This is a genomic window from Janthinobacterium sp. FT14W, assembly GCF_009208755.1.
In the GTDB taxonomy this organism is placed as follows: Bacteria; Pseudomonadota; Gammaproteobacteria; order Burkholderiales; family Burkholderiaceae_D; genus Janthinobacterium; species Janthinobacterium violaceinigrum.
In genome coordinates this window covers 52096-74050 of record NZ_WFLL01000022.1, presented here as the reverse complement: position 1 = coordinate 74050, position 21955 = coordinate 52096, and the positions used below count along the sequence as shown (strand labels likewise).

At 64.4% G+C, this 21955-nt stretch carries 23 protein-coding genes; 8 read left to right on the top strand and 15 right to left on the bottom strand.

Going from position 1 to position 21955, the window contains the following annotated elements; genetic code table 11:
• Positions 1-42 precede the first annotated feature (42 nt).
• The 3 genes from GCN74_RS16080 to GCN74_RS16070 are packed head-to-tail and all read right to left on the bottom strand — an operon-like array spanning position 43 to position 1836.
• Positions 43-714, bottom strand: coding sequence for a diphthine--ammonia ligase (locus GCN74_RS16080; protein ID WP_152257611.1), 672 nt, complete (start codon positions 712-714; stop codon positions 43-45).
• A complete protein-coding gene (locus tag GCN74_RS16075; protein ID WP_152257610.1) occupies positions 711-1187 on the bottom strand; it encodes a GNAT family N-acetyltransferase in 477 nt (158 codons plus the stop codon). Before GCN74_RS16075 ends, GCN74_RS16080 begins: the two co-directional genes overlap by 4 nt.
• 40 nt (positions 1188-1227) lie before the next feature.
• Complete coding sequence (locus GCN74_RS16070) at positions 1228-1836, bottom strand: substrate binding domain-containing protein (protein WP_226939076.1); 609 nt, start codon at positions 1834-1836, stop codon at positions 1228-1230.
• Between the two features lie 6 nt (positions 1837-1842).
• Between GCN74_RS16070 and GCN74_RS16065 the strand changes: the two genes are divergently transcribed.
• The gene (locus GCN74_RS16065; protein WP_226939075.1) at positions 1843-2385 is read left to right on the top strand and encodes a type 1 glutamine amidotransferase domain-containing protein; all 543 of its coding nucleotides are present in this window, start codon (positions 1843-1845) and stop codon (positions 2383-2385) included.
• A gap of 78 nt (positions 2386-2463) precedes the next feature.
• Here the strand turns inward: GCN74_RS16065 and GCN74_RS16060 are convergent, their stop codons facing one another.
• Complete coding sequence (locus GCN74_RS16060) at positions 2464-2889, bottom strand: organic hydroperoxide resistance protein (protein ID WP_152257608.1); 426 nt, start codon at positions 2887-2889, stop codon at positions 2464-2466.
• 285 nt (positions 2890-3174) lie between these two features.
• Between GCN74_RS16060 and GCN74_RS16055 the strand changes: the two genes are divergently transcribed.
• Together GCN74_RS16055 and GCN74_RS16050 are read left to right on the top strand one after the other, a co-directional pair.
• Positions 3175-4434 (top strand): histidine kinase, encoded by a 1260-nt coding sequence (locus GCN74_RS16055; protein WP_152257607.1) that lies wholly within the window; start codon positions 3175-3177, stop codon positions 4432-4434.
• Positions 4427-5209 (top strand): LytR/AlgR family response regulator transcription factor, encoded by a 783-nt coding sequence (locus tag GCN74_RS16050; RefSeq protein WP_152257606.1) that lies wholly within the window; start codon positions 4427-4429, stop codon positions 5207-5209. Before GCN74_RS16055 ends, GCN74_RS16050 begins: the two co-directional genes overlap by 8 nt.
• An 81-nt stretch (positions 5210-5290) precedes the next feature.
• Here the strand turns inward: GCN74_RS16050 and GCN74_RS16045 are convergent, their stop codons facing one another.
• The 7 genes from GCN74_RS16045 to GCN74_RS16015 form a co-directional block, all read right to left on the bottom strand.
• A complete protein-coding gene (locus tag GCN74_RS16045) occupies positions 5291-6334 on the bottom strand; it encodes a histone deacetylase family protein (RefSeq protein WP_152257605.1) in 1044 nt (347 codons plus the stop codon).
• A gap of 24 nt (positions 6335-6358) precedes the next feature.
• Positions 6359-7960 carry a glutamate--cysteine ligase gene (gshA, locus tag GCN74_RS16040; RefSeq protein WP_152257604.1) on the bottom strand — a complete coding sequence of 534 codons (1602 nt, stop codon included), beginning with the start codon at positions 7958-7960 and terminating at the stop codon, positions 6359-6361.
• A 215-nt stretch (positions 7961-8175) separates the two neighbouring features.
• Positions 8176-9006 carry a peptide chain release factor N(5)-glutamine methyltransferase gene (gene prmC, locus GCN74_RS16035; protein WP_152257603.1) on the bottom strand — a complete coding sequence of 277 codons (831 nt, stop codon included), beginning with the start codon at positions 9004-9006 and terminating at the stop codon, positions 8176-8178.
• Between the two features lie 11 nt (positions 9007-9017).
• Complete coding sequence (locus GCN74_RS16030; RefSeq protein ID WP_152257602.1) at positions 9018-9488, bottom strand: disulfide bond formation protein B; 471 nt, start codon at positions 9486-9488, stop codon at positions 9018-9020.
• A 160-nt stretch (positions 9489-9648) separates the two neighbouring features.
• Positions 9649-10725 carry a peptide chain release factor 1 gene (prfA, locus tag GCN74_RS16025; protein ID WP_152257601.1) on the bottom strand — a complete coding sequence of 359 codons (1077 nt, stop codon included), beginning with the start codon at positions 10723-10725 and terminating at the stop codon, positions 9649-9651.
• A 92-nt stretch (positions 10726-10817) separates the two neighbouring features.
• Positions 10818-12092 (bottom strand): glutamyl-tRNA reductase, encoded by a 1275-nt coding sequence (hemA, locus tag GCN74_RS16020; RefSeq protein ID WP_152257600.1) that lies wholly within the window; start codon positions 12090-12092, stop codon positions 10818-10820.
• A gap of 92 nt (positions 12093-12184) precedes the next feature.
• A complete protein-coding gene (locus tag GCN74_RS16015; protein ID WP_046681910.1) occupies positions 12185-12874 on the bottom strand; it encodes a response regulator transcription factor in 690 nt (229 codons plus the stop codon).
• Positions 12875-13042: 168 nt separating this feature from the next.
• Here GCN74_RS16015 and GCN74_RS16010 point away from each other — a divergent pair, with 168 nt between their 5' ends.
• Positions 13043-13546, top strand: a complete 504-nt coding sequence (locus tag GCN74_RS16010) for a hypothetical protein (RefSeq protein ID WP_152257599.1) — start codon at positions 13043-13045, stop codon at positions 13544-13546.
• A 3-nt stretch (positions 13547-13549) separates the two neighbouring features.
• On the opposite strand, the gene minE is transcribed toward GCN74_RS16010, so the two are convergent.
• The 4 genes from minE to metE form a co-directional block, all read right to left on the bottom strand.
• Positions 13550-13801, bottom strand: a complete 252-nt coding sequence (minE, locus tag GCN74_RS16005; protein ID WP_034752886.1) for a cell division topological specificity factor MinE — start codon at positions 13799-13801, stop codon at positions 13550-13552.
• A 1-nt stretch (position 13802) separates the two neighbouring features.
• Positions 13803-14618, bottom strand: a complete 816-nt coding sequence (gene minD / locus GCN74_RS16000; RefSeq protein WP_152257598.1) for a septum site-determining protein MinD — start codon at positions 14616-14618, stop codon at positions 13803-13805.
• Positions 14619-14655: 37 nt separating this feature from the next.
• Positions 14656-15405, bottom strand: coding sequence for a septum site-determining protein MinC (gene minC / locus GCN74_RS15995; protein WP_152257597.1), 750 nt, complete (start codon positions 15403-15405; stop codon positions 14656-14658).
• A gap of 228 nt (positions 15406-15633) precedes the next feature.
• A complete protein-coding gene (gene metE / locus GCN74_RS15990) occupies positions 15634-17955 on the bottom strand; it encodes a 5-methyltetrahydropteroyltriglutamate--homocysteine S-methyltransferase (RefSeq protein WP_152257596.1) in 2322 nt (773 codons plus the stop codon).
• A gap of 118 nt (positions 17956-18073) precedes the next feature.
• Between metE and GCN74_RS15985 the strand changes: the two genes are divergently transcribed.
• From GCN74_RS15985 to phbB, 4 genes are all read left to right on the top strand, one after another.
• Complete coding sequence (locus GCN74_RS15985; protein ID WP_152257595.1) at positions 18074-18982, top strand: LysR family transcriptional regulator; 909 nt, start codon at positions 18074-18076, stop codon at positions 18980-18982.
• Between the two features lie 129 nt (positions 18983-19111).
• The gene (locus GCN74_RS15980) at positions 19112-19597 is read left to right on the top strand and encodes a phasin family protein (RefSeq protein ID WP_152257594.1); all 486 of its coding nucleotides are present in this window, start codon (positions 19112-19114) and stop codon (positions 19595-19597) included.
• A 212-nt stretch (positions 19598-19809) separates the two neighbouring features.
• Positions 19810-20988 (top strand): acetyl-CoA C-acetyltransferase, encoded by a 1179-nt coding sequence (locus GCN74_RS15975; RefSeq protein WP_152257593.1) that lies wholly within the window; start codon positions 19810-19812, stop codon positions 20986-20988.
• 211 nt (positions 20989-21199) lie between these two features.
• Positions 21200-21940 (top strand): acetoacetyl-CoA reductase, encoded by a 741-nt coding sequence (gene phbB / locus GCN74_RS15970; protein WP_035823615.1) that lies wholly within the window; start codon positions 21200-21202, stop codon positions 21938-21940.
• Positions 21941-21955: the final 15 nt, after the last annotated feature.

Here is a 21955-nt window from a genome sequence, read left to right as displayed (position 1 = left end):
ATTCCACGGAATCGCCCTTTTTGCTTTGGAGGACAGGCGCCGTCAGGCCGGCGCCAGCTCCTGGAAGTAATAGGTGGCGCCGCCCAAGTCGGCTGGCGCGTCGTATTGCAGCACCTGCGTGCGGCGCAGCGCCACCGGTGCGCTGAAGGCGGGACCGTCGTAGACGAAGGTGTGGAATTCGCCGTTTTCACCGCAGGCATCGACGCCGGGCGGCAGGTCGGCCAGGAAGGCGGCGTCGAATTCGCGCCCGCAAAATTCGCGCGGCAGGTGCCGGCCATTGATGCACACGACGATGGCCTTGAAGCCGGCGGCGAGAAATTCGTCGACCAGCGCGCGCCGCGCCTCTCCCCACAGGGGCAGATGCGCCGTCAGGCCGGCCGCGGCGCAGACCTTTTCTTCCCAGTCGCGGTGCGGCTGCAGGTCGATGTCGCCGAAGATGGCGTGGGCGATGCCTTCGTCCTTCGCCGCGCGCAGCATGGCGATGAATTTTTCCTCGTAGCTGGCCCAGCTGGCGTGATAGCGCTGCAGGCGCGCACCCAGGCTGGCCGCCTGCGCTTCGAGCAATTCGGGCGGCACGCCGTGCGAGCGCGATTTGCGGCCATCTTCATCCATGGCCGTGACCAGCAGCGGCACGCGCAGGCCGGCGTTGCGCGCGCGCCACAGGGCCAGGCAGGAATCCTTGCCGCCGCTCCAGGAAATCAGGGCCGTCGTCATGCCGCCGTGCCCGCCGCCACGGCACGCAGCATGTCGATGTGCTGTATGCCGTCTTCATCGTAGGGCGCGCTGACGGTGACAAAGCCGAACGACTGGTAGAAGCGCTCCAGGTACTGCTGCGCGCCGATGCGGATGGCGTGGCCCGGGTGCTGGCGCTCGGCCCGCGCGATGCCTTCCGCCAGCAGTTGCCGGCCGGCGCCCGTGGTGCGCGCCTCGGGCGCCGTCAGCACGCGGCCCAGCGACATTTCCTCATACTTGGCGCCGGGCGCCAGCACGCGCAGGTACGCCGCCAGCTGGCGCTGGCCGCCGGCCGTCTGCCAGCCCAGCAAGTGCATGGCTGGCTGGTCATGTCCATCGAGGTCCGGGTAAATGCACTGCTGTTCGATGACGAACACGCGCTGGCGCAAGGCCAGCACCTGGTACAAATCGTGGGGGCCGAGTTCGTCGAACGTGTTCCATTGCCAGCTGATCATGGTTCATCCTTGATTGAGAGTGGCCATGATTTTACCGGCTTCACGCCGCCGGCGCGGGATAGCGCTGCGCATACCACTGCTTCAGGTGCTCGATGCAGCGCGTCACGCGGGGCGCCACCAGCTGGCGCGACGGGTAGATGGCAAACAGCGCCAGGCTGGGACGCTGGATGTCGGGAAACAGCTCGACCAGCGCGCCGCTGGCCAGTTCTTCGCGGCAGACAAAGGTGGGCAGGATGCCGATGCCCAGGCCCTGCAGGATCAGGCTGCGCATGAACAGGGTGTTATTCGTGCGCACCCAGTTCGGCACTTCGATGTCGCTGTGCGGCCCCGCATGGCGCAGCGGCCAGCGGCTGCCGAACAGGGCGTGGCTGTAGATGAAGCAGCAATGGCGTGTCAGGTCCGTGGGGGCCAGCAGGGGAGCGTGGCGTGCCAGGTAGGCGGGCGCGCAGCAGATGTGCAGGCGGTAGTCGTGGATGTGGCGCGCCACATAGCTCGAATCGGTGAGCGCCGTGGTGACGCGAAAACCCAGGTCGTAGTTGGCGGCCGCCAGGTCCACGTATGCATCTTCCAGGTCAATGTCCGGGCGCAAGGCCGGCGACTCGGCCATGAAATCGGCCAGGCCCTCGGCCAGCTCGCCCACGCGGCGCACAAGGCCTTGCTGGACCAGCTGGCGCTGACGGTGCCGGGCCGCTCGCCCGTGATCAGCCTGAAACGGGTGGAGCAGATCGGCCATGGCCACTATGCGGCCGTGCTGGTGCCGGGCGGCCACGCGCCCATGCAGGACTTGTTGAAGGATGCCAGCCTGGGCGCCTTGCTGCGCCAGTTCCATGCGGACGGCAAGCCGACGGCGCTGCTGTGCCACGGCCCCATCGCCCTGCTGTCGGCCCTGCCGCAGGCGGGGGCATTTGCGGCCGCGCTGGAGGCGGGCCAGACGCCGCCAACGCCGGCCGGCTGGATCTACAGCGGTTACCGCATGACGGTGATCAGCAACCAGGAAGAGGCGGCGGCGCAGGGCGCGCTCGGCGGCGGCACGATGAAGTTCTATCCGCAGTCGGGCTTGCAGGCGGCCGGTGCGCAATATGTGCAGAACCAGGCGCCGTGGAGCAGCAACGTGGTGGTCGACCGCGAACTGATCACGGGACAGAATCCCGCCTCGGCGCCGGCCCTGGCGGACCAGCTGCTGCAGGCGCTGTGTTAACGCAACGTTAACGCAACATCCCCGGCGGCGCCAGGGCGCGGCCGGGGATGTGCAACGGGCGCAGGGCCGCGTGTTCTATTACACGATCGTCAGGGTGACGTCGATGTTGCCGCGCGTGGCATTCGAGTAGGGGCACACGATGTGGGCGGCGGCGACCAGCGCTTCGGCGGCGGCGCGGTCCATGCCCGGCAGCGAAATTTTCAGTTCCACTTCGATGCCGAAGCCCGTGTCGATGGCGCCGATGCCGACGTTGCCTTCGATGGACAGGTCTGCCGGCAGGGCGATCTTGTCGCGGCCGCCAACGAATTTCATGGCGCCGATGAAGCAGGCCGAGTAGCCGGCGGCGAACAGTTGTTCCGGATTGGTGCCCACGGCGCCATTGCCGCCCAGTTCTTTCGGCGTGGTCAGCTTGACGTCCAGCACATTGTCGGACGATACGGCACGGCCTTCGCGGCCTCCGGTGGCGGTAGCTTGAGCGCGGTACAGGACTTGTTTGATCGACATGATGGTTTTCCTTGAGTTGATTAAATAGTTAACGACTAAATAGTGTGCTACTTGCTTCGCGGGCTGGCGCCCCAGGATGCCCGTCTGAAGAAGCGATTGCCGGCGTCCATGTGCTCAATATATATCGTGCGCTATTTAATTGCAAGCGATTTTATTTTGAGGCGGCGCCTATTTGTGCATTATTTTTGGGCCTTTGTCGCCGGTATTGCCCTTCCATCGCATAATGGCCTCCGTCGCCGGGGCCGATTGCTATGCTGGGCCCACTTCAAACCCCAAGGAAAAATCATGACCAGCCTCTTCTTTATCCTGCGCATCACCCTGGCCACGATGGTCACCTACATCATCGCCACGGCTATCCTGGTGGAGAATTTCCTGCGCTATATCTTCGGGCATACGGAAGGCTTTTTTGTCATCGTTGGCGCACTGCTGGCCAGTGCCGTCGTCACGAATGCGTTTTCGCATGTGCGGCGCGTGCGCCTGATCGCCGGCGCCGTCAATGCCAGCACCCTGTCGAGCCGCCAGCGGCGCCAGATCGAGATCCCGTTCGAGGCGGGCGAAGTGTTCGACATGATCGACGCGGCCATCCGCGAACTGCCGGGCAGCGAGGTGGTCGAAAGCGCGCGCGACAGCCTGCAGGTGCAGGCCCGCGTGCGCCGCGCGGCGCCGTACACGCACACGGGCTTGCCCCGCATGCGCGTGCTGGGTTTCCTGGAGCCGCGGCCGAACCAGATCCTTGCCACCGTCACGCCGAATGGCGAGGCGGGCAGCGTGACCCTGATCTGCGAGCCGGCGCGCAATGCCTGGACCGACTGGTTCCTCGTCGACCATGGCAGCAACCTGGAAAACGCGGAAGCGGTGACGCGGGCGATGACGCGCCGGGTGGCGCAGCGGCGCCGCGGCGAGCAGGCCGAGGCGCGCCAGACGGTGACGGAAAAGGAACTCACGGTGGCCAAGCTGAGCCTGCTGCACGCGCAGGTGGAGCCGCACTTCCTGTACAACACCCTGGCCAGCGCGCAGCTGCTCACGCGCAGCGATCCCGTGCGGGCCGACGAAATGCTGGGCAACCTGATCCTGTACCTGCGCCACTCGCTGCCGCGCACGGAGCAGGCGATGTCGACCCTGGGCACGGAGCTGGAACGGGCGCGCGCCTACCTCGATATCCTGAAAATCCGCATGGGCGAGCGCCTGAACCTGCAGATCGAAGTGCCGCAATACCTGCGCCAGGTGGAACTGCCGCCCATGATGCTGCAAACCCTGGTGGAAAACGCCATCAAGCATGGGCTGGAGCCGAAAAGCGGCGGCGGCACCATCTGGATCATGGCGCGCAGCGGCAATGGCACGGTGATCGTCACGGTGGCCGACGACGGCAAGGGGTTCAGCGACGACGGCGCGGGCACGGGCATTGGTTTGCGCAATGTGCGCGAACGCCTGCGCCTGACCTACGGCAATGCCGCCGCGTTTGCCATTGTCGCCAATTTCCCCGATGGCGTGACGGCCACCATCACGGTGCCGGACAGCACGGCGCAAGGAGTGTCGTATGCATGAGATTGAAATGACGTGCGTCATCGCCGAAGACGAGACCCTGCTGCGCGATGCGCTGGCGGCGCTGCTGGCTGAAGCGTGGCCCAATTTGCGCATCGTCGCCGCCTGCGACGACGGCGGCACGGCGCTCGAGGCCATCGCCACCCTGCGTCCCGACGTGGCGTTTCTCGATATCCGCATGCCGGGCCTGACGGGGCTGGAAGTGGCGGCCGGCGCGCTGGAAGCGAGTCCCGGCACGCAGGTGGTGTTCGTCACCGCCTACGACCAGTACGCGATCGATGCCTTCGACAACGGCGCCGTCGATTACCTGTTAAAACCCATCGCCCGCGAGCGCCTGCAAGCGACCCTGCAGCGCTTGCGGGCGCGCGCCGGCAAGGCCAGGACGGGCGACGGCGCGCTGGCCGGGCTGCTGCAGCAATTGAGCAGCGCCCTGCCGGCGGCCGCCAAGTCGCCGCCGCTGGTATGGCTGACGGCCAGCAGCGGCAAGGATACGCGCCTGATCATGGTGGAAGATATCGCGTATTTTCAGTCGGACACCAAGTACACGGCCGTCATGACGGCCGAGGGCGAGGCGTTGCTGCGCAAGCCGATCCGCGAACTGCTCGACGTGCTGGACCCGGCCATCTTCAAGCAGATCCACCGCTCCACCATCGTCAACATGAAGATGGTGGCGTCCGTCACGCGCGACGAGGTGGGACGGGGCATCCTGCGCCTCAAGACGCGGCCGGAAACCCTGGCCGTGAGCCAGCCGTTCATGGCGCTGTTCAGGAATATGTAGAGCTGCTCAAGCCGGGGGCAGACCCTCAACACCGCCAACGCCAGGCTCACCGTCAACGTGGACGGGGGGCTGACCCCAGAATTACTCCGCAGTTTCAAAACCCTCAAGCACATTGACGACATTGATGCCGATTTCCTTCACCGCATAGCCGCCTTCGAGGATGAAGGCGGTGGGCAGGTTCAGGTGCGCGAGGCGCTCGCCCACGCGTAGGTAGTCGGCGCTTTGCAGGCAGAAGTGCGACAGCGGGTCGCCGGCGAACGTGTCGACGCCCAGCGACACCACCAGCGCGTCGGGCGCGTACATGGCGATGCGCAGGCAGGCCGTTTCCAGCGCGGCGAACCAGCTGGCCGCGGACGTGCCGGCCGGCAGCGGCAGGTTCACGTTGTAGCCGAGCCCCGCGCCGCTGCCCGTCTCGTCGGCATGGCCCAGGTAAAACGGATACTCGCCGCGCGGATCGGCGTGGACGGAGGCAAACAGCACGTCGTCGCGCGCATAGAAAATGCTCTGGGTGCCGTTGCCGTGGTGGTAATCGATATCGAGGATGGCGACCTTGCGCGCGCCGTCGTCGAGCAGATGCTGCGCGGCCAGCGCCGCGTTGTTGAGAAAACAGTAGCCGCCGAAGAAATCGCTGCCCGCATGGTGGCCCGGCGGGCGCGTGAGGGCGAACGTGGCCCGTTCGCCCAGGCGCAGCGCGTGGGCCGCATTGACGGCGCAGTCGGCGCCCGTCTTGGCCGCCGTCCACGTGCCGGCCGTCAGCGGCGTGCCGTTGTCCATCGAGTACAGCCCCAGCTTGGCCGTGAAGTCGTCCGGTTCGATGTCGTGGCGCAAGGTGCGCACGGGCCATACGGATGGCAGCGCATCCTTGCCCGCGTTGTCCGGGTCGAGCGCCAGCCAGTCGTGCCAGGCGTGCCGCAGGAAGTGCAGGTAGCGGGGCGTGTGGATGCGCTCCAGCGACGTCAGCGGCACGCCGTGCGGCGTGACGATGCGGCCCAGGTTGCGCCGTCCCAGCTCGGCCACCACCATGTCGGCCCGTTCGGGCGTCTCGAAGCAGGGCACCATGGCGCCGCGAAACATCTCGAAGCGGCCCCGGTGCTGGCCGTGCAACTCATTGTAGAAGGTCAGCATGGGGCGCTTTGCGCAAGGTCAGGCTCAGGTGTGCGAGCACAGGGTGCTGGCGCGGTAGGCAGCGACGAAATCGTCGAAGCTGCCGGCGGGCGCCGCTTCCATGGCGCGCTGCTCGGCCAGCGAGCTGGCGGCCATCTCGTCGAAATACGCGCTTTGTTCCGGCGCCGGCGGCTGCGCGCGGAAATAGGCGGCGTGGCGTTCGCTCTGGCGCAGGCCGAAGGCGGCAAACGAGCCGCCGTTGGCGCGCAGTTCGGCCAGCACCTTCGCCGATGGCGTCGCATCGGGGTCGGCCAGTTTACGGGCTTGCGCCGCCAGGCTGTCCGCGTGCTGCGTGCCACCGTGGCGCGCGTCGAGCAGCGCCGCCACGGGGGCGATGCGCGCCAGCAGCTCCTCGCCCCACGCTTGCAGGCCGATCTCCTCGCCGTCGCGGCGCAGGGCCAGGCCCGGCTTGCGGCCTTCCTTGACGGTGCGGGCGAAATTGTTCGTGTAGCAGGCGCTTTGCTCGGCCGAGATGGGCGCGCTGTCGTCGAGCGCGCAGAACAGCAGGAACGCGTCGAGGAAGCGGCCCGTTTCCAGGCTGATGCCCACCGGCTCGAACGGGTCGACATCCATGCAGCGCACTTCGATGTATTGCACGCCGCGCAGGCACAGGGCCTGGATGGGGCGCTCGCCCGTGCGGATCACGCGCTTCGGGCGGATGGTCGAATAGTATTCATTTTCGATCTGCAGCACGTTGGTGGACAATTGGATCCACTCGCCATCCTTTTTGGTACCCAGCGCTTCATACGGCGGATACGGATCGTTGACGGCATGCGTGAGCGCGTTGACGTAGTCGTCCAGGCTGTTCTCGTGCGGACGCAGGCCCGACTGGGCATCGTTCTGGTAGCCGAGGTCGCTCATGCGCAGGCTGGTGGCATACGGCAGGAACAGGGTGTCGTCGGACAGGGTGTCGAGCTTGTGCGCGCGGCCGCGCAGGAAACCGGCCGACAGGGCCGGCGAGGCGCCGAACAGGTACATCAGGAGCCAGCTGTAGCGGCGGAAATTGCGGATCGTCGCCAGGTAGCTTTCCGACTGCACGTCTTTCGGCGTGGCCGTCGCGTGCGCGGGGCTGGCGCTGGTGTCCGGATTGCTGGCCAGCACTTGCCACAGCTGCTCGTCGAGCGAATAGTTATAGTGGATGCCGGCGATGCATTGCATGGCTTTGCCGTAGCGCAAGGCCAGGCCGCGCCGGTAGACGTGCTTGAGCATGCCCATGTTCGAGGTGCCGTAGTTGGCGATCTCGATTTCCGCTTCGGGCGGCAGCTGGCAGGGCATCGACTGGCTCCACAGCAACTCGTCGCCGAGGCGGCTGTAGGCGTGGCGGTGCACGGTGTCGAGCTTGTCGAGCGTGACGGCGATATCCTGTTCCGCCGGCGTGATGAATTCGAGCAGCGCTTCCGCGTAGTCGGTGGTGATTTCAGGGTGCGTCAGCGCCGAGCCCAGTGCGGCGGGGTGGGGCGTGGAAGCCAGATGGCCGGCATGGTCGACGCGCAGGGTTTCACGCTCGATGCCGCGCAAGCCGCCCAGCAGCGCGCGGTTGGCATCTTCGGTCAGCAATGCCAGGCGGCGAGTCAACAGGTTGGGCAATTTGAGCTTCCTTTCTTGTGCAGCAGATAAATAATTTGTGCTGAGATTAACCGAATTTTGGCAAATGCGTCGGCGCCGGCCCAAAAAACGCCGCGTCGCCAGCGTCCGCCCCGGGCAAGGAGGGCGGCGCTTCGGTCAGGAATTCGCTTGATATTTTAACAAACTGCGGAGCATCTGGCGCGTCGCCGGATCAAGCCCCGTGCACGTGGACGGGCTCAGCCCAGGCGGGCGCCGCTGACGCGCTCGATGCCGGCCAGGTCGCGCCAGCTTTGCACTTTGCTGTAGCCGGCGTCGGCCAGCAAGCCGCGCACGGCCGGCGCCTGGTCGTAGCCGTGTTCCATCAGCAGCCAGGCGCCTGACGCCAGGTGGCGCGCGGCGCCGGAGACGATGGTGCGCAGGGCCGACAGGCCGTCCGCGTGGTCGGTCAGCGCGCCGGCCGGCTCGAAGCGCAGGTCGCCTTCGGCCAGGTGGCGGTCGCCGCTGGCGATGTAGGGGGGATTGGAGACGATCAGGTCGAATTTTTCCGTCCCCAGCGCCTCGAACCAGTCGCTGGCCATGAAGGTGATGTTGACGCCGTTGGCGCTGGCATTGCGGCGCGCCACGGCCAGGGCCGCGCTGCTCACGTCCAGGGCCGTGACGACGGCGTCGGGCCGCGTGTAGGCCAGCGCGACGGCGATGGCGCCGCTGCCCGTGCCCATGTCGAGCACGCGTCCGCCGGGCGGCAGGCGTTCGAGCGCCAGTTCGACCAGCACTTCCGTGTCGGGGCGGGGGATCAGCACGGCCTCGTTCACTTCGAACGGCAGGCCGAAAAATTCGCGCTGGCCCACGATATAGGCGATCGGCTCGCCTTGCAGGCGGCGCGCCAGCAAGGCCGATAGACGCCCCGCCTCGTCGCTAGTGAGCACACGCTCCGATTGCGTGATCAGCGAGACGCGCGACAGGCCCAGCGCGTGGCCCAGCAGGATGCGGTTGTCGAGCGGGTCGAGCAGGGGACGGATTTGCAGGGCGCCGACAGTGCTGCCGGCGGGGATCAGTGTTTCTGGCATGGTGCTTTCAATTATTTCTGACGGCGCAGCAAGGTCCACAGCAGGCCGAGGGCAAACATGGCGAACCAGAGGAACGCCCATTGCGGGATGGACAGGCCGAAAAATGGCTCGCCGGCATTTTCGCAGGCGCCATACGATTCAAACATGAAGGGCATGACTTGCGCCGTGAAAATCTTGTTCAGCGCCGTTTCCACGGGGTCGATGCCGCACGAGAAGCCGGGATTGGCCAGCACGTACAAATGCTTGGCGCCCACGCCCAGGCCGCCCAGGGCCGCCAGCAGGCCGATGCCGGCGCCGATTTTCGGCCGCTTCGCCGCCGCGCCCGCCAGGCAGGCGATGCCGATGGCGAGGAACAGGTAGCGCTGGATCACGCACAGCGGGCAGGGCGCCATGTTCATGGCATGCTGCAAATACATGGCGACGCCCAGCATCAGGAAACACAGGGCGGCGATCGACAGGAGGACGGTGCGTGAATTTTTCATGGGCGACACGGTGAGGTGAATAGGGAAAAAGCGTTACGCATTCTCGCACAAGGGCAGATTTTTATTGCTTAGCCGCTACTTAAACCCAAAGGCAGAATCCGGGGTCGGACCCTCAGGGACTCGGCGTCCCCGTCCGACCCCAGCCCTTGCTTTGGGTTACTTAGTCTCCTAGCGCTGCAAGTAACTCCGCCTGGTGCTCTGCCGCCAGCGCATTCGTCAGCTCCGTCAAATCCCCATCCATGATGAAGTCCAGCTTGTACAAGGTCAAATTGATGCGGTGGTCCGTCAGCCGGCCTTGCGGGAAGTTATAGGTGCGGATGCGCTCGCTGCGGTCGCCCGAGCCGATCAGGCTCTTGCGGGTGGCCGCTTCCTTCGATTGCTGTTCGCGCAGCTGCACGTCCTTGATGCGCGCGGCCAGCACTTTCATCGCCTGCGCCTTGTTCTTGTGCTGGCTGCGGTCATCCTGGCATTCCACCACGATGCCGGTCGGCAAGTGGGTGATGCGCACGGCGGAGTCCGTTTTATTGATGTGCTGTCCGCCCGCGCCCGAGGCGCGGTAGGTGTCGATGCGCAGGTCGGCCGGGTTGATGTTGACGTCTTCCACTTCGTCCGCTTCCGGCATCACGGCCACCGTGCAGGCGGACGTGTGGATGCGGCCCTGCGTTTCCGTGGCCGGCACGCGCTGCACGCGGTGGCCGCCCGACTCGAATTTCAGCTTCGAGTACGCGCCATTGCCGACGATACGCACGATCACTTCGCGGTAGCCGCCCAGGTCGGAATCGGACGAGGACACCAGTTCCACCTGCCAGCGGTTGCGCTCGGCAAAGCGTGTGTACATGCGCAGCAAATCGCCGGCGAACAGGGCGGACTCGTCGCCGCCTGTGCCGGCGCGGATTTCCAGGAAGATATTGCGTTCGTCGTTGACGTCCTTCGGCAGCAGCATGGTCTGCAATTCGCGCTCCAGCTGCGCCATGGTGGCTTTCGCCGCCTCGATCTCTTCCTGGGCGAATTCCTTCATGTCCGGGTCGGACAGCATCTCTTGCGCCGTCGCAATATCGTTGCCCGCTTCCTGGTAGGAGCGGTACAGGGCCACCAGCGGGCCCAGTTCGGCATGCTCGCGCGTCATCTTGCGGTAGCTGTCCATGTTCGACGTGGCGTCCGGGTGCATCAGCAGTTCGTCGAGTTCGACCAGGCGGTTCGCCAGTTGATCGAGTTTGGCCAGCATGGATGGTTTCATAGCGATTCGTGGTAGAGAGTGTAGGGATGGTGCGGGTCCGGCAAGCCCGGCAGGCGGGCAGGGGCGGCCGCGCAGGCGGCCAGCGGGCTGCGCTAACGGCGGGGGCGGAACAGTTTCGGCAGCAGGGTGACCAGCTGCTTGCGCTCGTCGCCCTGCGCATGGTGCAGCGCCTGCTGCGGGCCGTGCAGGAACTTGGCCGTCAAGCCTTTCGACAGCGCTTCGAGCACGGCGTCGATGTCGGCGCCCTTGGCCAGCATCTTGCGCGCCCGCTCCACTTCCATCAGGCGCAGCGCTTCGCTGTTTTCATGCAGATGCTGGATGACGGGCACCATGGCGCGGTCGTCGACCCAGCTCATGAACGATTGCACGCGCGTCTCGATGATGGCTTCCGCTTGCGCCACGGCCGCTTGCCGGCTTTCCAGGCCCGTCTGCACGACCTTGCCCAGGTCGTCGACCGTGTACAGGAAGACGTCGTTCAAACGGCCCACTTCCGCCTCGATGTCGCGCGGCACGGCCAGGTCGACCATGAACATGGGCTTGTGGCGGCGTGCCTTGATGGCGCGCTCGACCAGGCCCAGGCCCAGCAGCGGCAACGATGACGCCGTGCACGAGATGACGATGTCGAACTGCTGCAGTTGCTCCGGCAAATCGGCCAGGCGGATGGCCGTGCCGTTGAAGCGGTGCGCCAGTTCCTCGCCCCGTTCCATGGTGCGGTTGGCAATGGTGATGCTTTTCGGATTCTGCGCCGCAAAGTGCGTGGCGCACAGTTCGATCATTTCGCCGGCGCCGATGAACAGCACGTTTTGCTCGGCAATCTTGTCGAAGATGCGCTGCGACAGGCGCACGGCGGCGGCCGCCATCGACACGCTGTGGGCGCCGATTTCCGTGCTGCTGCGCACTTCCTTGGCCACGGAAAAGCTGCGCTGGAACAACTGGTGCAGATACGTGCCCAGGCCGCCCGCCTCGTCGGCCGTGCGGATGGCGTCCTTGATCTGCCCCAGGATCTGCGTTTCGCCCAGCACCATCGAGTCCAGCCCGGAGGCGACGCGGAAGGTGTGGCGCACGGCATCGTGCTGCGGCAGCATATATAAGTGGGGGCGCAGCTCGCTGTAGTTGAGCTGGTGATAATCGGCCAGGAAATGCGCGCCCGCGTCGAGCGGATTGGGCACATGGCTGGCCGCATACAGCTCCGTGCGGTTGCAGGTCGACAGGATGGCCGCTTCGTCGTTGTCGCGCAGGTCGATGCGCTGGAACCAGGTGCGCGCCGCCATCACCGCCTGGCCCAGGTGCTCAGGCGCAAACGCCAGCTGTTCGCGGAGCGACACTGGGGCGGTGGTATGGTTGAGGCCGACGGCAAGCAGTTGCATTTCAGGGCTGTTGGGAATTCTTATGCCGACATTATAGCGCCTTGTGCCCGCTCCTTGAGCAGTCCGCCTGTTTTTGCCCTGCTGCGCCGGCGTCACCCACCCAGTTTTTCCAGGCGATATCCATAGCTGTAGACGGGCACGAGGCGGTAGCCGTGTTCCGGTTTCAGCTGCAGCTTGTTGCGCACGCGCGAGACGTGGGTATCCATGGTGCGCGAAGGCAGGGCCGTGTCGCGTTGCCACACGGCTTCGTGGATGTAGGCGCGCGACAGGGGACGGCCCAGGTTGCGGAAAAACAGTAGCGCCAGGGCGAATTCCTTGTGCGTCACGTCCAGTACTTCGCCATCGCGCAGCAGACGGCCGGGGCGGGTCTCGAACGTGTAATGACCGAATTGCAAGTACTCGGCGCCATTCTGGGCCGGGTAGGCCACGCGCAGCAGCGCCTGGGTACGCAAGGTCAGTTCGCTGCGCCGCAGGGGCTTGATCATGTAGTCGTCGGCGCCCGCCGTCATGCCCGCCACCACGTCGTCTTCGCCCGAGCTGTTGGTCATAAACAACACGGGCGCCTTCGGCGCCAGTTTTTCCCGGGCACGGCGCAATACTTCCGCACCGTCCAGATCGCTGACATGCCAGTCGAGGATGAGCATGTCGCAACTGTCCTTGCGCAGTTGTCCCAGCATCTCCTTGCCACTCTGAAACTCGTGGCAAGCGTGGCCGGCGGCGGTGAGCACCTGGCAGATCAGTTCTGCCTGGCTATGGTCGCTATCGAGTACGGCAATTCGCATAATGGGCTGGAGTGTGTAGCAACAAACAGACGGTCCGCTCTGCTTATCGTAATGTTAAGGAATGCTCAAGTGAAATATAACAGAGATTGCAACTGTGTCCAGTGAAATCGGCAGACCGGGCCTTTACGTTACACTTGTTGATCGACCCCTCACCGCGGAGTAACGGCCATGACAGGCAAGAGCAGCACAGATTGGACCCTGATACCGGCCAGCCGCGCCGAAATCGAGCAGGTGCGCGAGCGTTGCCGGCGCCTGGTGCAGCGGCGCGCCATGATGTCGGCGGGCGCTTCGGCCATTCCCATCCCCGGCGTCGACCTGATGTCCGACGTGGGCCTGTTTTCCATGCTGATCAATGATATCAACCACGAATTCGGTCTCACGCCCGAGCAGATCGAGCGTCTCAACCCGCAGTTCAAGATGATGGCCTACCGCGCGGCGGTGGGCATGGGGGGCATGCTGGTGGGTAAGCTGGTATCGCGCGAACTGATCCTCCACCTGCTCAAGCGCAGTGGCGTCAAGATTGCCACCAAGCAGGTGGCGCGCTTCGTGCCGTTTGCCGGCCAGGCCGTGGCGGCCGCCATCGGCTACGCCGTGTTCCGCCAGATCGGCAACCAGCACGTGAATGCCTGCGCCGCGGTGGCGCAGGAGTTGCTCACGGTCAGGCCGGACTAAACCTCAGGCGTCCGGCAGCACCACATTGACGTCGAGTACTTCCAGGTTGCCCTGGCGGTCCAGCGAGATCTTGATGTCGTCGGCATTGACCTTGGTGTACTTGGAAATGACGGCGATCAATTCCTTGTGCAGGGCGGGCAGGAAGTCCGGACCATCGCGCCCGCTGCGTTCGCGGGCGATGATGATCTGCAGGCGTTCCTTGGCCGCGGTGGCCGTCTTCGGCTTGGGGGGGAACAGGAAAGAAAGCAAGGCCATATCACTTCGCCCCAAAAATGCGCTGGAGTAATCCAGGCTTTTCATAGTTGGTAAAGCGCAACTCGATATCTTCGCCGAGGAAACGCGAGACCACGTCTTCATAGGCTTGCGCCACGTCCGTGCCCTTGAAATGGATGGCCGGGTTGCCCTGGTTCGAGGCAGCCAGCACTTGTTCCGATTCCGGGATGATGCCCACCAGCGGGATGCGCAGGATTTCCTGTACGTCCTGGTAGGACAGCATTTCATCCGATTCCACGCGTTTCGGCGAGTAGCGGGTAATCAGCAAGTGTTCCTTGACGGGTTCGCCGCCCGTCTGCGCGCGGCGCGACTTGGCTTGCAGGATGCCCAGGATGCGGTCCGAATCGCGCACCGACGACACTTCCGGGTTGGTGACGATGATGGCTTCGTCGGCAAACGTCAGCGCCATCAGCGCGCCATGTTCGATGCCGGCCGGCGAATCGCAGATGATGAACTCGAAACCCATGTTGATCAGGTCGTTCAACACGCGTTCCACGCCTTCTTCCGACAAGGCATCCTTGTCGCGCGTTTGCGAGGCAGGCAGGATGAACAGGTTGTCGCAGTGCTTGTCCTTGATCAAGGCCTGGTTCAGCGTGGCCTCTTTATTGATCACATTGATCAGGTCGTAGACGACGCGGCGCTCGCAACCCATGATCAGGTCGAGGTTGCGCAGGCCCACGTCGAAGTCGAGCACGGCTGTCTTGTGGCCGCGCATGGCCAGGCCAGTGGAAAAACTGGCGCTAGAGGTCGTCTTGCCGACACCGCCCTTGCCGGACGTCACAACAATAATTCTTGCCACAAATAATCCTTTTCAGATATCTCTTGAATTGTGCAGCTTAAGAGCGGTTCACGGGAGTGACCGGATTGACAGAGTGTATATCGATTCTGTCTCCAGCCAAACGAATTTGCGCGGGTCCGCGCGCCATTTCTGGCGGGAAACCATCCTCGAACGTGCGGTAGACACCGGCGATCGAGACCAGTTCCGGTTCCATGGCCAGCGCGAAGATGCGCGCCTGGGCATTGCCCGAGGCGCCGGCCAGCGCGCGGCCGTACAGCGAGGAATACACGTGGATGCTGCCGTCGGCGATGATTTCGGCGCCATTGTTGACGACGGCGGTGATGATCAGGTCGCAGCCGCGCGCGTAAATGCGCTGGCCGGCCCGCACGGGCGTGTCGACCACCATCACTTGCGCTTCGGCGCCCGCCTGGGCGGCCGCCGTCGGGGTATCCTTGGGGCCATCCTTGGGCGGCGCATCGTCGCGCGTCTTGCCGCTGTCGAGGCTCAGGCCTTGCGCCAGGATGGCGTCATGCATCTCGGCCGGCGCATTGCGCACGGCCACGGCATTCAAACGGTATTTTTTCAGCAGGGCCACGAGGGCGGCCCAGTCGATGGGCACGCTGCCGGAGGGCAAGGCCGCCACGTCCAGCACGGCCAGGTCGTCCTCGAAAAAGTCCGCCACGCCCCCTGTCATGTCGCGCAGGGCGGCATCGAGTGCCTGCGTATCGGCGCTATGCAAAATGGCGGAGACGGCGACGACGGTGGAAATCTTGATTTCGATAGGCTTCTGCGACGGGCTTTTGGACATAAACATTTATCAAAGTGAAACTGCGGCAGGCCAACTGTTCCGTACGGCAACAATAGGGAGCAGTAAATTTCTTGCATTCTACTGCAAAAAAATCGCCGTCAGGGACCTGGAGTGTGCTATTCCGCAGGGCAACAGTAACTTCTTGTAAAAAAACAAGGGCGGCGCCCGGGAAAACCCGTGCGCCGCCCCGAAAACAGCCGAGAATGCGGCCTGAGTACGCCGATGTCATCACGCCGCCCGCATCTGCCGTGCCGCCGCGAGCATATTTTGCAGGGCCGCTTCCGTTTCCGCCCAGCCCCGCGTCTTCAGGCCGCAGTCGGGGTTCACCCATAAATTGGCTGGCGGGATGACGGCGCTGGCCTTTTGCAGCAGTCTCACCATGTCGGGCGTGGAGGGGATGCGCGGCGAGTGGATGTCGTACACGCCGGGGCCGATTTCGTTCGGATACTGGAACTGGCCAAAGCCCGCCAGCAGCTCCATGTCCGAGCGGCTCGTCTCCAAGGTGATCACGTCCGCGTCCATGGCGGCGATCTGCGGCAGGATGTCGTTGAACTGCGCGTAGCACATGTGCGTGTGGATCTGCGTCGCGTCGCCGACGACGGACGCGGCGATGCGGAAGGCGCGCGTGGCCCACTCCAGGTAGGCGTCCCACTGGCCGCGGCGCAGCGGCAAGCCTTCGCGGATGGCCGGCTCGTCGATCTGGATGATGCCGATGCCGGCCGTTTCCAGGTCGGCGACCTCGTCGCGGATGGCCAGGGCCAGCTGCAGCGCCGTGGCGGCGCGCGGCTGGTCGTCGCGCACGAACGACCATTGCAGGATCGTGACGGGGCCCGTCAGCATGCCTTTCATCGGTTTATCGGTCAGGCTTTGCGCGTGCACCGTCCATTCGACGGTCATGGCGGCCGGGCGCTGCACGTCGCCGTAGAGGATGGGCGGCTTGACGCAGCGCGAGCCGTACGACTGCACCCAGCCCAGGCGCGTGAAGATGAAACCGTCCAATTGCTCGCCGAAGTATTCGACCATATCGTTGCGTTCCGCTTCGTCATGCACGAGCACGTCCAGGCCCAGCGCTTCCTGGCGCGCCACGGCAGGGGCGATTTCGGCGCGCATCTGCCGTGCGTACTCGGCCGCCGGCAACTCTCCCCGTTTATGGCTGGCGCGGGCGGCGCGGATGGCCGTCGTTTGCGGGAAGGAGCCGATGGTCGTCGTCGGGAAGCGGGGCAGCTGAAAACGCGCGCGCTGCACGGCCTGGCGCAGGGCAAAGCTGGAATCGCGGCGGTCCACGGTGGGCGACAGCGTTTGCAGGCGCTGCGCGACGGGCGGGCGGTGCACGCGGGCGCTGGCGCGCCGCCCTGCGATGGCCTGGCGGGACGTTGCCAGCGCGGCCAGCGCGGCGGCATCGGACTGCCCTTCCAGTGCGCCCTTGAGCAGGGACAGTTCCGTCAATTTCTCCGTGGCAAACGCCAGCCAGGTCCTGATTTCCCCGTCGAGACCCGTTTCCGCTTCCAGGCTGAACGGCGCGTGCAGCAAGGAGCACGACGGCGCCAGCCACAGGGGACCCGTGCGTCTGGCGGCCAGCGGCTGCAGCACGGCCAGGGCCGCATCGAGGTCGGTGCGCCAGACATTGCGGCCATCGACGATGCCGATCGACAAGACTTTATGCGCGGGCAGCCAGTCCGTCACGCTGACCAGCTCATGCCGCGCGCGGATGCCGTCCACGTGCAGGCCGGCCACGGGCAGGCGGCACGTCAGGCTGAGGTTTTCTTCCAGCGGCGAGAAATACGTGGCCAGCAGGATATTCACGCCCACCTGGTTCAGCTGCCAGTAGGTGCTTTCGAAGGCGCTGCGCCACGCGTTGGGCAAGTCCAGACCCAGGATCGGTTCGTCGATCTGCACCCAGGTGACGCCTTGCTGTTTCAGGCGGTCGAGCAGGGCGCCGTAGACGGGCAGCAATTGTTCCAGCAGGGCCAGGCGGTCAAAGCCCGGTGTCTTTTCCTTGCCCAGCCACAGGAAGGTGAGGGGGCCGATCAGGGCCGCCTTGACCGGGTGGCCCAGCGCCTGCGCCTCGGCCACTTCCGCCAGCAGGCGCTCGCCGGCCAGCGAAAACCGGGTCTGCGGCGACAATTCGGGCACCAGGTAATGGTAATTGGTGTCAAACCACTTGGTCATTTCCAGCGCGTGATGGCCGGCCTCGTGTGCCTGGTGGCCGTGGCAGCAGTCCCCGTGCGGCGCACGCGTGTCTGCGCCGCGCGCCAGCGTGAAATAGCGCGACAGCGGCGACTGCTCTGGCGTGAAATTGAAGCGGGCCGGTTCGCAGCCCAGCAGCTGGATGTGGTTGGCCACCTGGTCGTAAAAGGCGAAGTCGCCCACGGTGACGTAGTCGAGCCCCGCGTCGCGTTGCAGCGCCCAGTGGCGCGCGCGCAGTTGCCGGCCCGTCGCTTCCAGGTCCGCCTCGGACGCCGCGCCGCGCCAGTGGCTTTCCAGCGCCAGTTTCAGCTCACGCGCGGCGCCGATACGGGGAAAGCCAAGGATGTGGGTGTGCACGGTCATGATGTCATCGAGATTTAATGTGAATGCGCTAGAGTGTGCGGCAACTTGGTCTATAATCAAAACGAAACATTTTGCCGAATAACATGAAAATAATTCACGTACATCATCCATTGTCCCGATGCTAGAAATCCGCCACCTGCGCACCCTGAGTGCCTTGCGTTCGTCCGGCAGCCTGGTGCGCGCCGCGCAGCTGCTCAACCTGACCCAGTCGGCCCTGTCGCACCAGATCCGCCTGCTGGAAGAGCGCTACAAGGCGCCTTTGTTCGAGCGCAAGTCGATGCCGATCGCCTTTACGGCCACGGGCAGCCGCCTGCTGGAGCTGGCCGACAAGCTGCTGCCCGAGATCGAACTGGCCGAGCGCGACGTGGCGCGCCTGTCGCAAGGGGACAAGGGGCAGTTGCGCGTGGCGCTCGAATGCCATACCTGCTTCGACTGGCTGATGCCCGTGATGGATGCGTTCCGCCAGCGCTGGCCGGAAGTGGAGATCGACCTCGTGTCCGGCTTTCACAGCGAGCCGGCGGACTTGCTGCGTTCGGGCGAGGCGGATCTCGTGATCGGCTCGCCGTACGGCCCCGATTTCACCGTGTTTCCCTTGTTCCGCTTTGAAATGTTGGTGGTGATGGCGCAAAAGCACCGGCTGCAGGCGCAGCGCCGGCTGGCGGCGGCCGACTTTACGGGTGAAACATTAATTACCTATCCCGTGCCGGAAGAGCGCATCGACCTGATCCGCGAAGTGCTGCGGCCGGCCGGCATCGCGTTCGAACGCCGCACGGCGGAATTGACGGTGGCCGTGCTGCAGCTGGTGGCGAGCCGGCGCGGCATCGCCGCCTTGCCGAACTGGGCCATCAAGAATTACGTCGACTACGATTATGTGGTGGCGCGCCCGGTGGGCGAGCACGGCTTGTGGAGCGACCTGTATGTGTCCGTGCCCGACCATCTGCAGGACAAGGCATATGTGCGCGATTTCGTCAGCGTGATACGCGAGCAGTGCGCGGCCTCGCTCGATGGTATCAAGTTGTTGTCCTGATCAACGTTGAATTGGAAACAAACCAACAGGAAAGCTTGAGATATATCAAGGTTCAGCAATGAACCACCGCTTACAGTTGAGTACTGTGCGGCGCAACATGGCGCCGCCTACTCTTAGGGGAGGAACGACATGTTTTCATTTTCCGAACAATGGGCGCTCGCCGGCAAGGCCGTGGTGGAAGCACAATTGAGCACTGCGCAAGCGTATGCCCAGGCCGCCGTCGACAGCGGCACCAGCGTGCTGGACTTGCAGCTCGATGCGGCCCGCGCGGCGCTGGCCGCCGCTACGGTAGCGGGCAATCAGCTGCTGTCCGTGAAGGACCCGCAAGCCTTGCTGCAGCTGTCGCGCACGCAGTCGCAACTGGCCATCGAACGCATCGGTGCATATGGTCGCCAGGCAAAGGATGTTGCTCAAGAAACCCAGGAGAAATTCGACAGCGTGACAAAGGGTGAGTTTGCTGCATCGCGTCAAAAGTTTGGCGAGCTGTTGCAGGTGGTGAAGCAAACCCCCGTGCCCCTGATTATTCCCTTCAATAATTTTCTAAAAACCACTTTCGGCGGCGCCGATGAAGGGTATGATAAAAATAAAAACACGCGTCCCGCTCGTCAAACGTAGGCGCGTTACGGCCCGGCAGCGGCTATCCGCCGCGCCAGGCCGTCCGCCGCCATCGCCGGACAGGCTGTCATCGCCGCCGCCTGCGGTGCGGCGCTGGAACTGCGGCGTATGCCGCGCTAGAATGAAACACGGCTTGCTGTGTCTTCCCGGATTCATTGGATTGTATTACCACCTTGACCTTGGCCCTCGTGGCCTGCTTATCGGAGAAATAAATGGATGATGTCGTAATCGTGGCCGCCGGCCGTACCGCAGTCGGCAAATTCGGTGGCAGTCTGGCCAAGATTCCTGCGTCCGAACTGGGCGCGCATGTAATCAAGGGCTTGCTGGCACAAACCGGCATCGACCCGAACCTGATCGGCGAAGCGATCCTGGGCCAGGTGCTGACGGCCGCCGTCGGCCAGAACGCCGCGCGCCAGGCTGTCATCAAGGCTGGCTTGCCCAGCGCCATCCCGGCATTTACCATCAACAAGGTCTGCGGCAGCGGCCTGAAGGCCACGCACCTGGCGGCGCAAGCGATCAAGTGCGGCGACGCCAACATCATCATCGCCGGCGGCCAGGAAAACATGAGCGCTTCGCCGCACGCGATGAACGGTTCGCGCGACGGTTTCCGCATGGGCGACTTCAAGATGATCGATACCATGATCGTCGACGGCCTGTGGGACGTGTACAACCAGTACCACATGGGCATCACGGCGGAAAACGTCGCCAAGAAATACGAAGTGACGCGCGCCGAGCAGGATGAGTTCGCGCTGCAGTCGCAACTGAAGGCGGAAGCGGCGCAAAAAGCGGGCAAGTTCAAGGATGAAATCCTGCCGCTGGAAATCGCCAACAAAAAAGGCACGGTTGTCTTCGACAGCGACGAATACATCAAGCCCGGCTCGACCCTGGAATCGCTGGCCGGCCTGCGCCCCGCGTTTGCCAAGGATGGCACGGTCACGGCCGGCAACGCTTCCGGCCTGAACGACGGCGCCGCCGCCGTCATCATGATGTCCGCTTCGCAAGCGAAGGAACTGGGCCTCAAGCCGCTGGCACGCATCAAGGCCTACGCCTCGTCGGGCCTGGACCCGGCCGTCATGGGCATGGGTCCCGTCTCGGCCTCGCGCCTGTGCCTGAAAAAAGCGGGCTGGACGCATGAAGAGCTGGACTTGATGGAAATCAACGAAGCGTTTGCCGCGCAAGCGATTGCCGTCAACAAGGAAATGGGCTGGGATACCAGCAAGATCAATGTGAACGGCGGCGCGATTGCCATCGGCCACCCGATCGGCGCCTCGGGCGCGCGCATCCTGGTTACCCTGATCCACGAAATGATACGCCGCGACGCCAAGAAAGGCCTGGCCGCACTGTGCATCGGCGGCGGCATGGGCGTAGCCCTCGCCATCGAGCGCGACTAAGTAGCTGGCACCGCACCCAAGCTACTGCGCGGCGCTCTTTGCGGCCTGCGATGCTCACCGTGCTCCAGCACGGTTGCGCTTCTTGGCCACAAATCATCGCCGCTCGCTACGCTTGAGTGCGATGCGCTACGCCGCCGTCACGCGGCGGTTTTGGATTGCTTTCATTAGATTATTAACTTTTTAGCAACAGAACGACACTGAGGGGATGAAAATGGCAAGAGTTGCATTGGTAACTGGTGGCATGGGTGGTCTGGGCGAAGCGGTGTGTTTCAAGCTGGCGGCGCTCGGTTATCGCGTGGTGACCACCTATTCCCCGGGCAATCCGAAGGTCGCGGAATGGCTGGCGACGACCAAGGACATGGGCTACGACTTCAAGGCATATCCATGCGACGTGGCCGACTACGATTCGGCGGCTGCCTGCGTGGCGGCCGTGGAAGCGGAAATCGGTCCTGTCGACGTGCTGGTGAATAACGCCGGCATCACGCGCGACATGACGTTCAAGAAGATGGACAAGCCGAACTGGGACGCCGTGATGGGCACCAACCTCGATTCCGTGTTCAACATGACCAAGCCTGTCTGCGACGGCATGGTGGAACGCGGCTGGGGCCGCATCATCAATATCTCGTCCGTGAATGGCCAGAAGGGCGCTTTCGGCCAGACCAACTATTCGGCCGCGAAAGCCGGCATGCATGGTTTCACCAAGTCGCTGGCGCTGGAAGTGGCGCGCAAGAACGTCACCGTCAACACCATCTCGCCCGGCTACATCGGCACCAAGATGGTCATGGCGATTCCGCAGGAAGTGCTCGACAGCAAAATCATCCCGCAAATTCCGATGGCGCGCCTGGGCAAGCCGGAAGAAGTGGCCGGTCTGGTGGCCTACCTGGCCTCCGATGAGGCAGCGTTCGTCACGGGCGCGAATATCTCGATCAACGGCGGCCAGCACATGTCGTAATCGTTGGTGCGGACA

What these genes read in the sequence shown, in the direction of transcription:
- GCN74_RS16055 (WP_152257607.1), top strand. Translation starts at nt 3,175, where the DNA reads ATGACCAGCCTCTTCTTTATCCTGCGCATCACCCTGGCCACGATGGTC.
- GCN74_RS16060 (WP_152257608.1), bottom strand. Translation starts at nt 2,889, where the DNA reads ATGTCGATCAAACAAGTCCTGTACCGCGCTCAAGCTACCGCCACCGGA.
- hemA (WP_152257600.1), bottom strand. Translation starts at nt 12,092, where the DNA reads ATGCAACTGCTTGCCGTCGGCCTCAACCATACCACCGCCCCAGTGTCG.
- GCN74_RS15985 (WP_152257595.1), top strand. Translation starts at nt 18,074, where the DNA reads ATGCTAGAAATCCGCCACCTGCGCACCCTGAGTGCCTTGCGTTCGTCC.
- metE (WP_152257596.1), bottom strand. Translation starts at nt 17,955, where the DNA reads ATGACCGTGCACACCCACATCCTTGGCTTTCCCCGTATCGGCGCCGCG.
- GCN74_RS16080 (WP_152257611.1), bottom strand. Translation starts at nt 714, where the DNA reads ATGACGACGGCCCTGATTTCCTGGAGCGGCGGCAAGGATTCCTGCCTG.
- GCN74_RS15980 (WP_152257594.1), top strand. Translation starts at nt 19,112, where the DNA reads ATGTTTTCATTTTCCGAACAATGGGCGCTCGCCGGCAAGGCCGTGGTG.
- prfA (WP_152257601.1), bottom strand. Translation starts at nt 10,725, where the DNA reads ATGAAACCATCCATGCTGGCCAAACTCGATCAACTGGCGAACCGCCTG.
- GCN74_RS16015 (WP_046681910.1), bottom strand. Translation starts at nt 12,874, where the DNA reads ATGCGAATTGCCGTACTCGATAGCGACCATAGCCAGGCAGAACTGATC.
- GCN74_RS16045 (WP_152257605.1), bottom strand. Translation starts at nt 6,334, where the DNA reads ATGCTGACCTTCTACAATGAGTTGCACGGCCAGCACCGGGGCCGCTTC.
- GCN74_RS16010 (WP_152257599.1), top strand. Translation starts at nt 13,043, where the DNA reads ATGACAGGCAAGAGCAGCACAGATTGGACCCTGATACCGGCCAGCCGC.
- GCN74_RS16050 (WP_152257606.1), top strand. Translation starts at nt 4,427, where the DNA reads ATGCATGAGATTGAAATGACGTGCGTCATCGCCGAAGACGAGACCCTG.
- GCN74_RS16075 (WP_152257610.1), bottom strand. Translation starts at nt 1,187, where the DNA reads ATGATCAGCTGGCAATGGAACACGTTCGACGAACTCGGCCCCCACGAT.
- minE (WP_034752886.1), bottom strand. Translation starts at nt 13,801, where the DNA reads ATGGCCTTGCTTTCTTTCCTGTTCCCCCCCAAGCCGAAGACGGCCACC.
- minC (WP_152257597.1), bottom strand. Translation starts at nt 15,405, where the DNA reads ATGTCCAAAAGCCCGTCGCAGAAGCCTATCGAAATCAAGATTTCCACC.
- GCN74_RS15975 (WP_152257593.1), top strand. Translation starts at nt 19,810, where the DNA reads ATGGATGATGTCGTAATCGTGGCCGCCGGCCGTACCGCAGTCGGCAAA.
- phbB (WP_035823615.1), top strand. Translation starts at nt 21,200, where the DNA reads ATGGCAAGAGTTGCATTGGTAACTGGTGGCATGGGTGGTCTGGGCGAA.
- prmC (WP_152257603.1), bottom strand. Translation starts at nt 9,006, where the DNA reads ATGCCAGAAACACTGATCCCCGCCGGCAGCACTGTCGGCGCCCTGCAA.
- GCN74_RS16030 (WP_152257602.1), bottom strand. Translation starts at nt 9,488, where the DNA reads ATGAAAAATTCACGCACCGTCCTCCTGTCGATCGCCGCCCTGTGTTTC.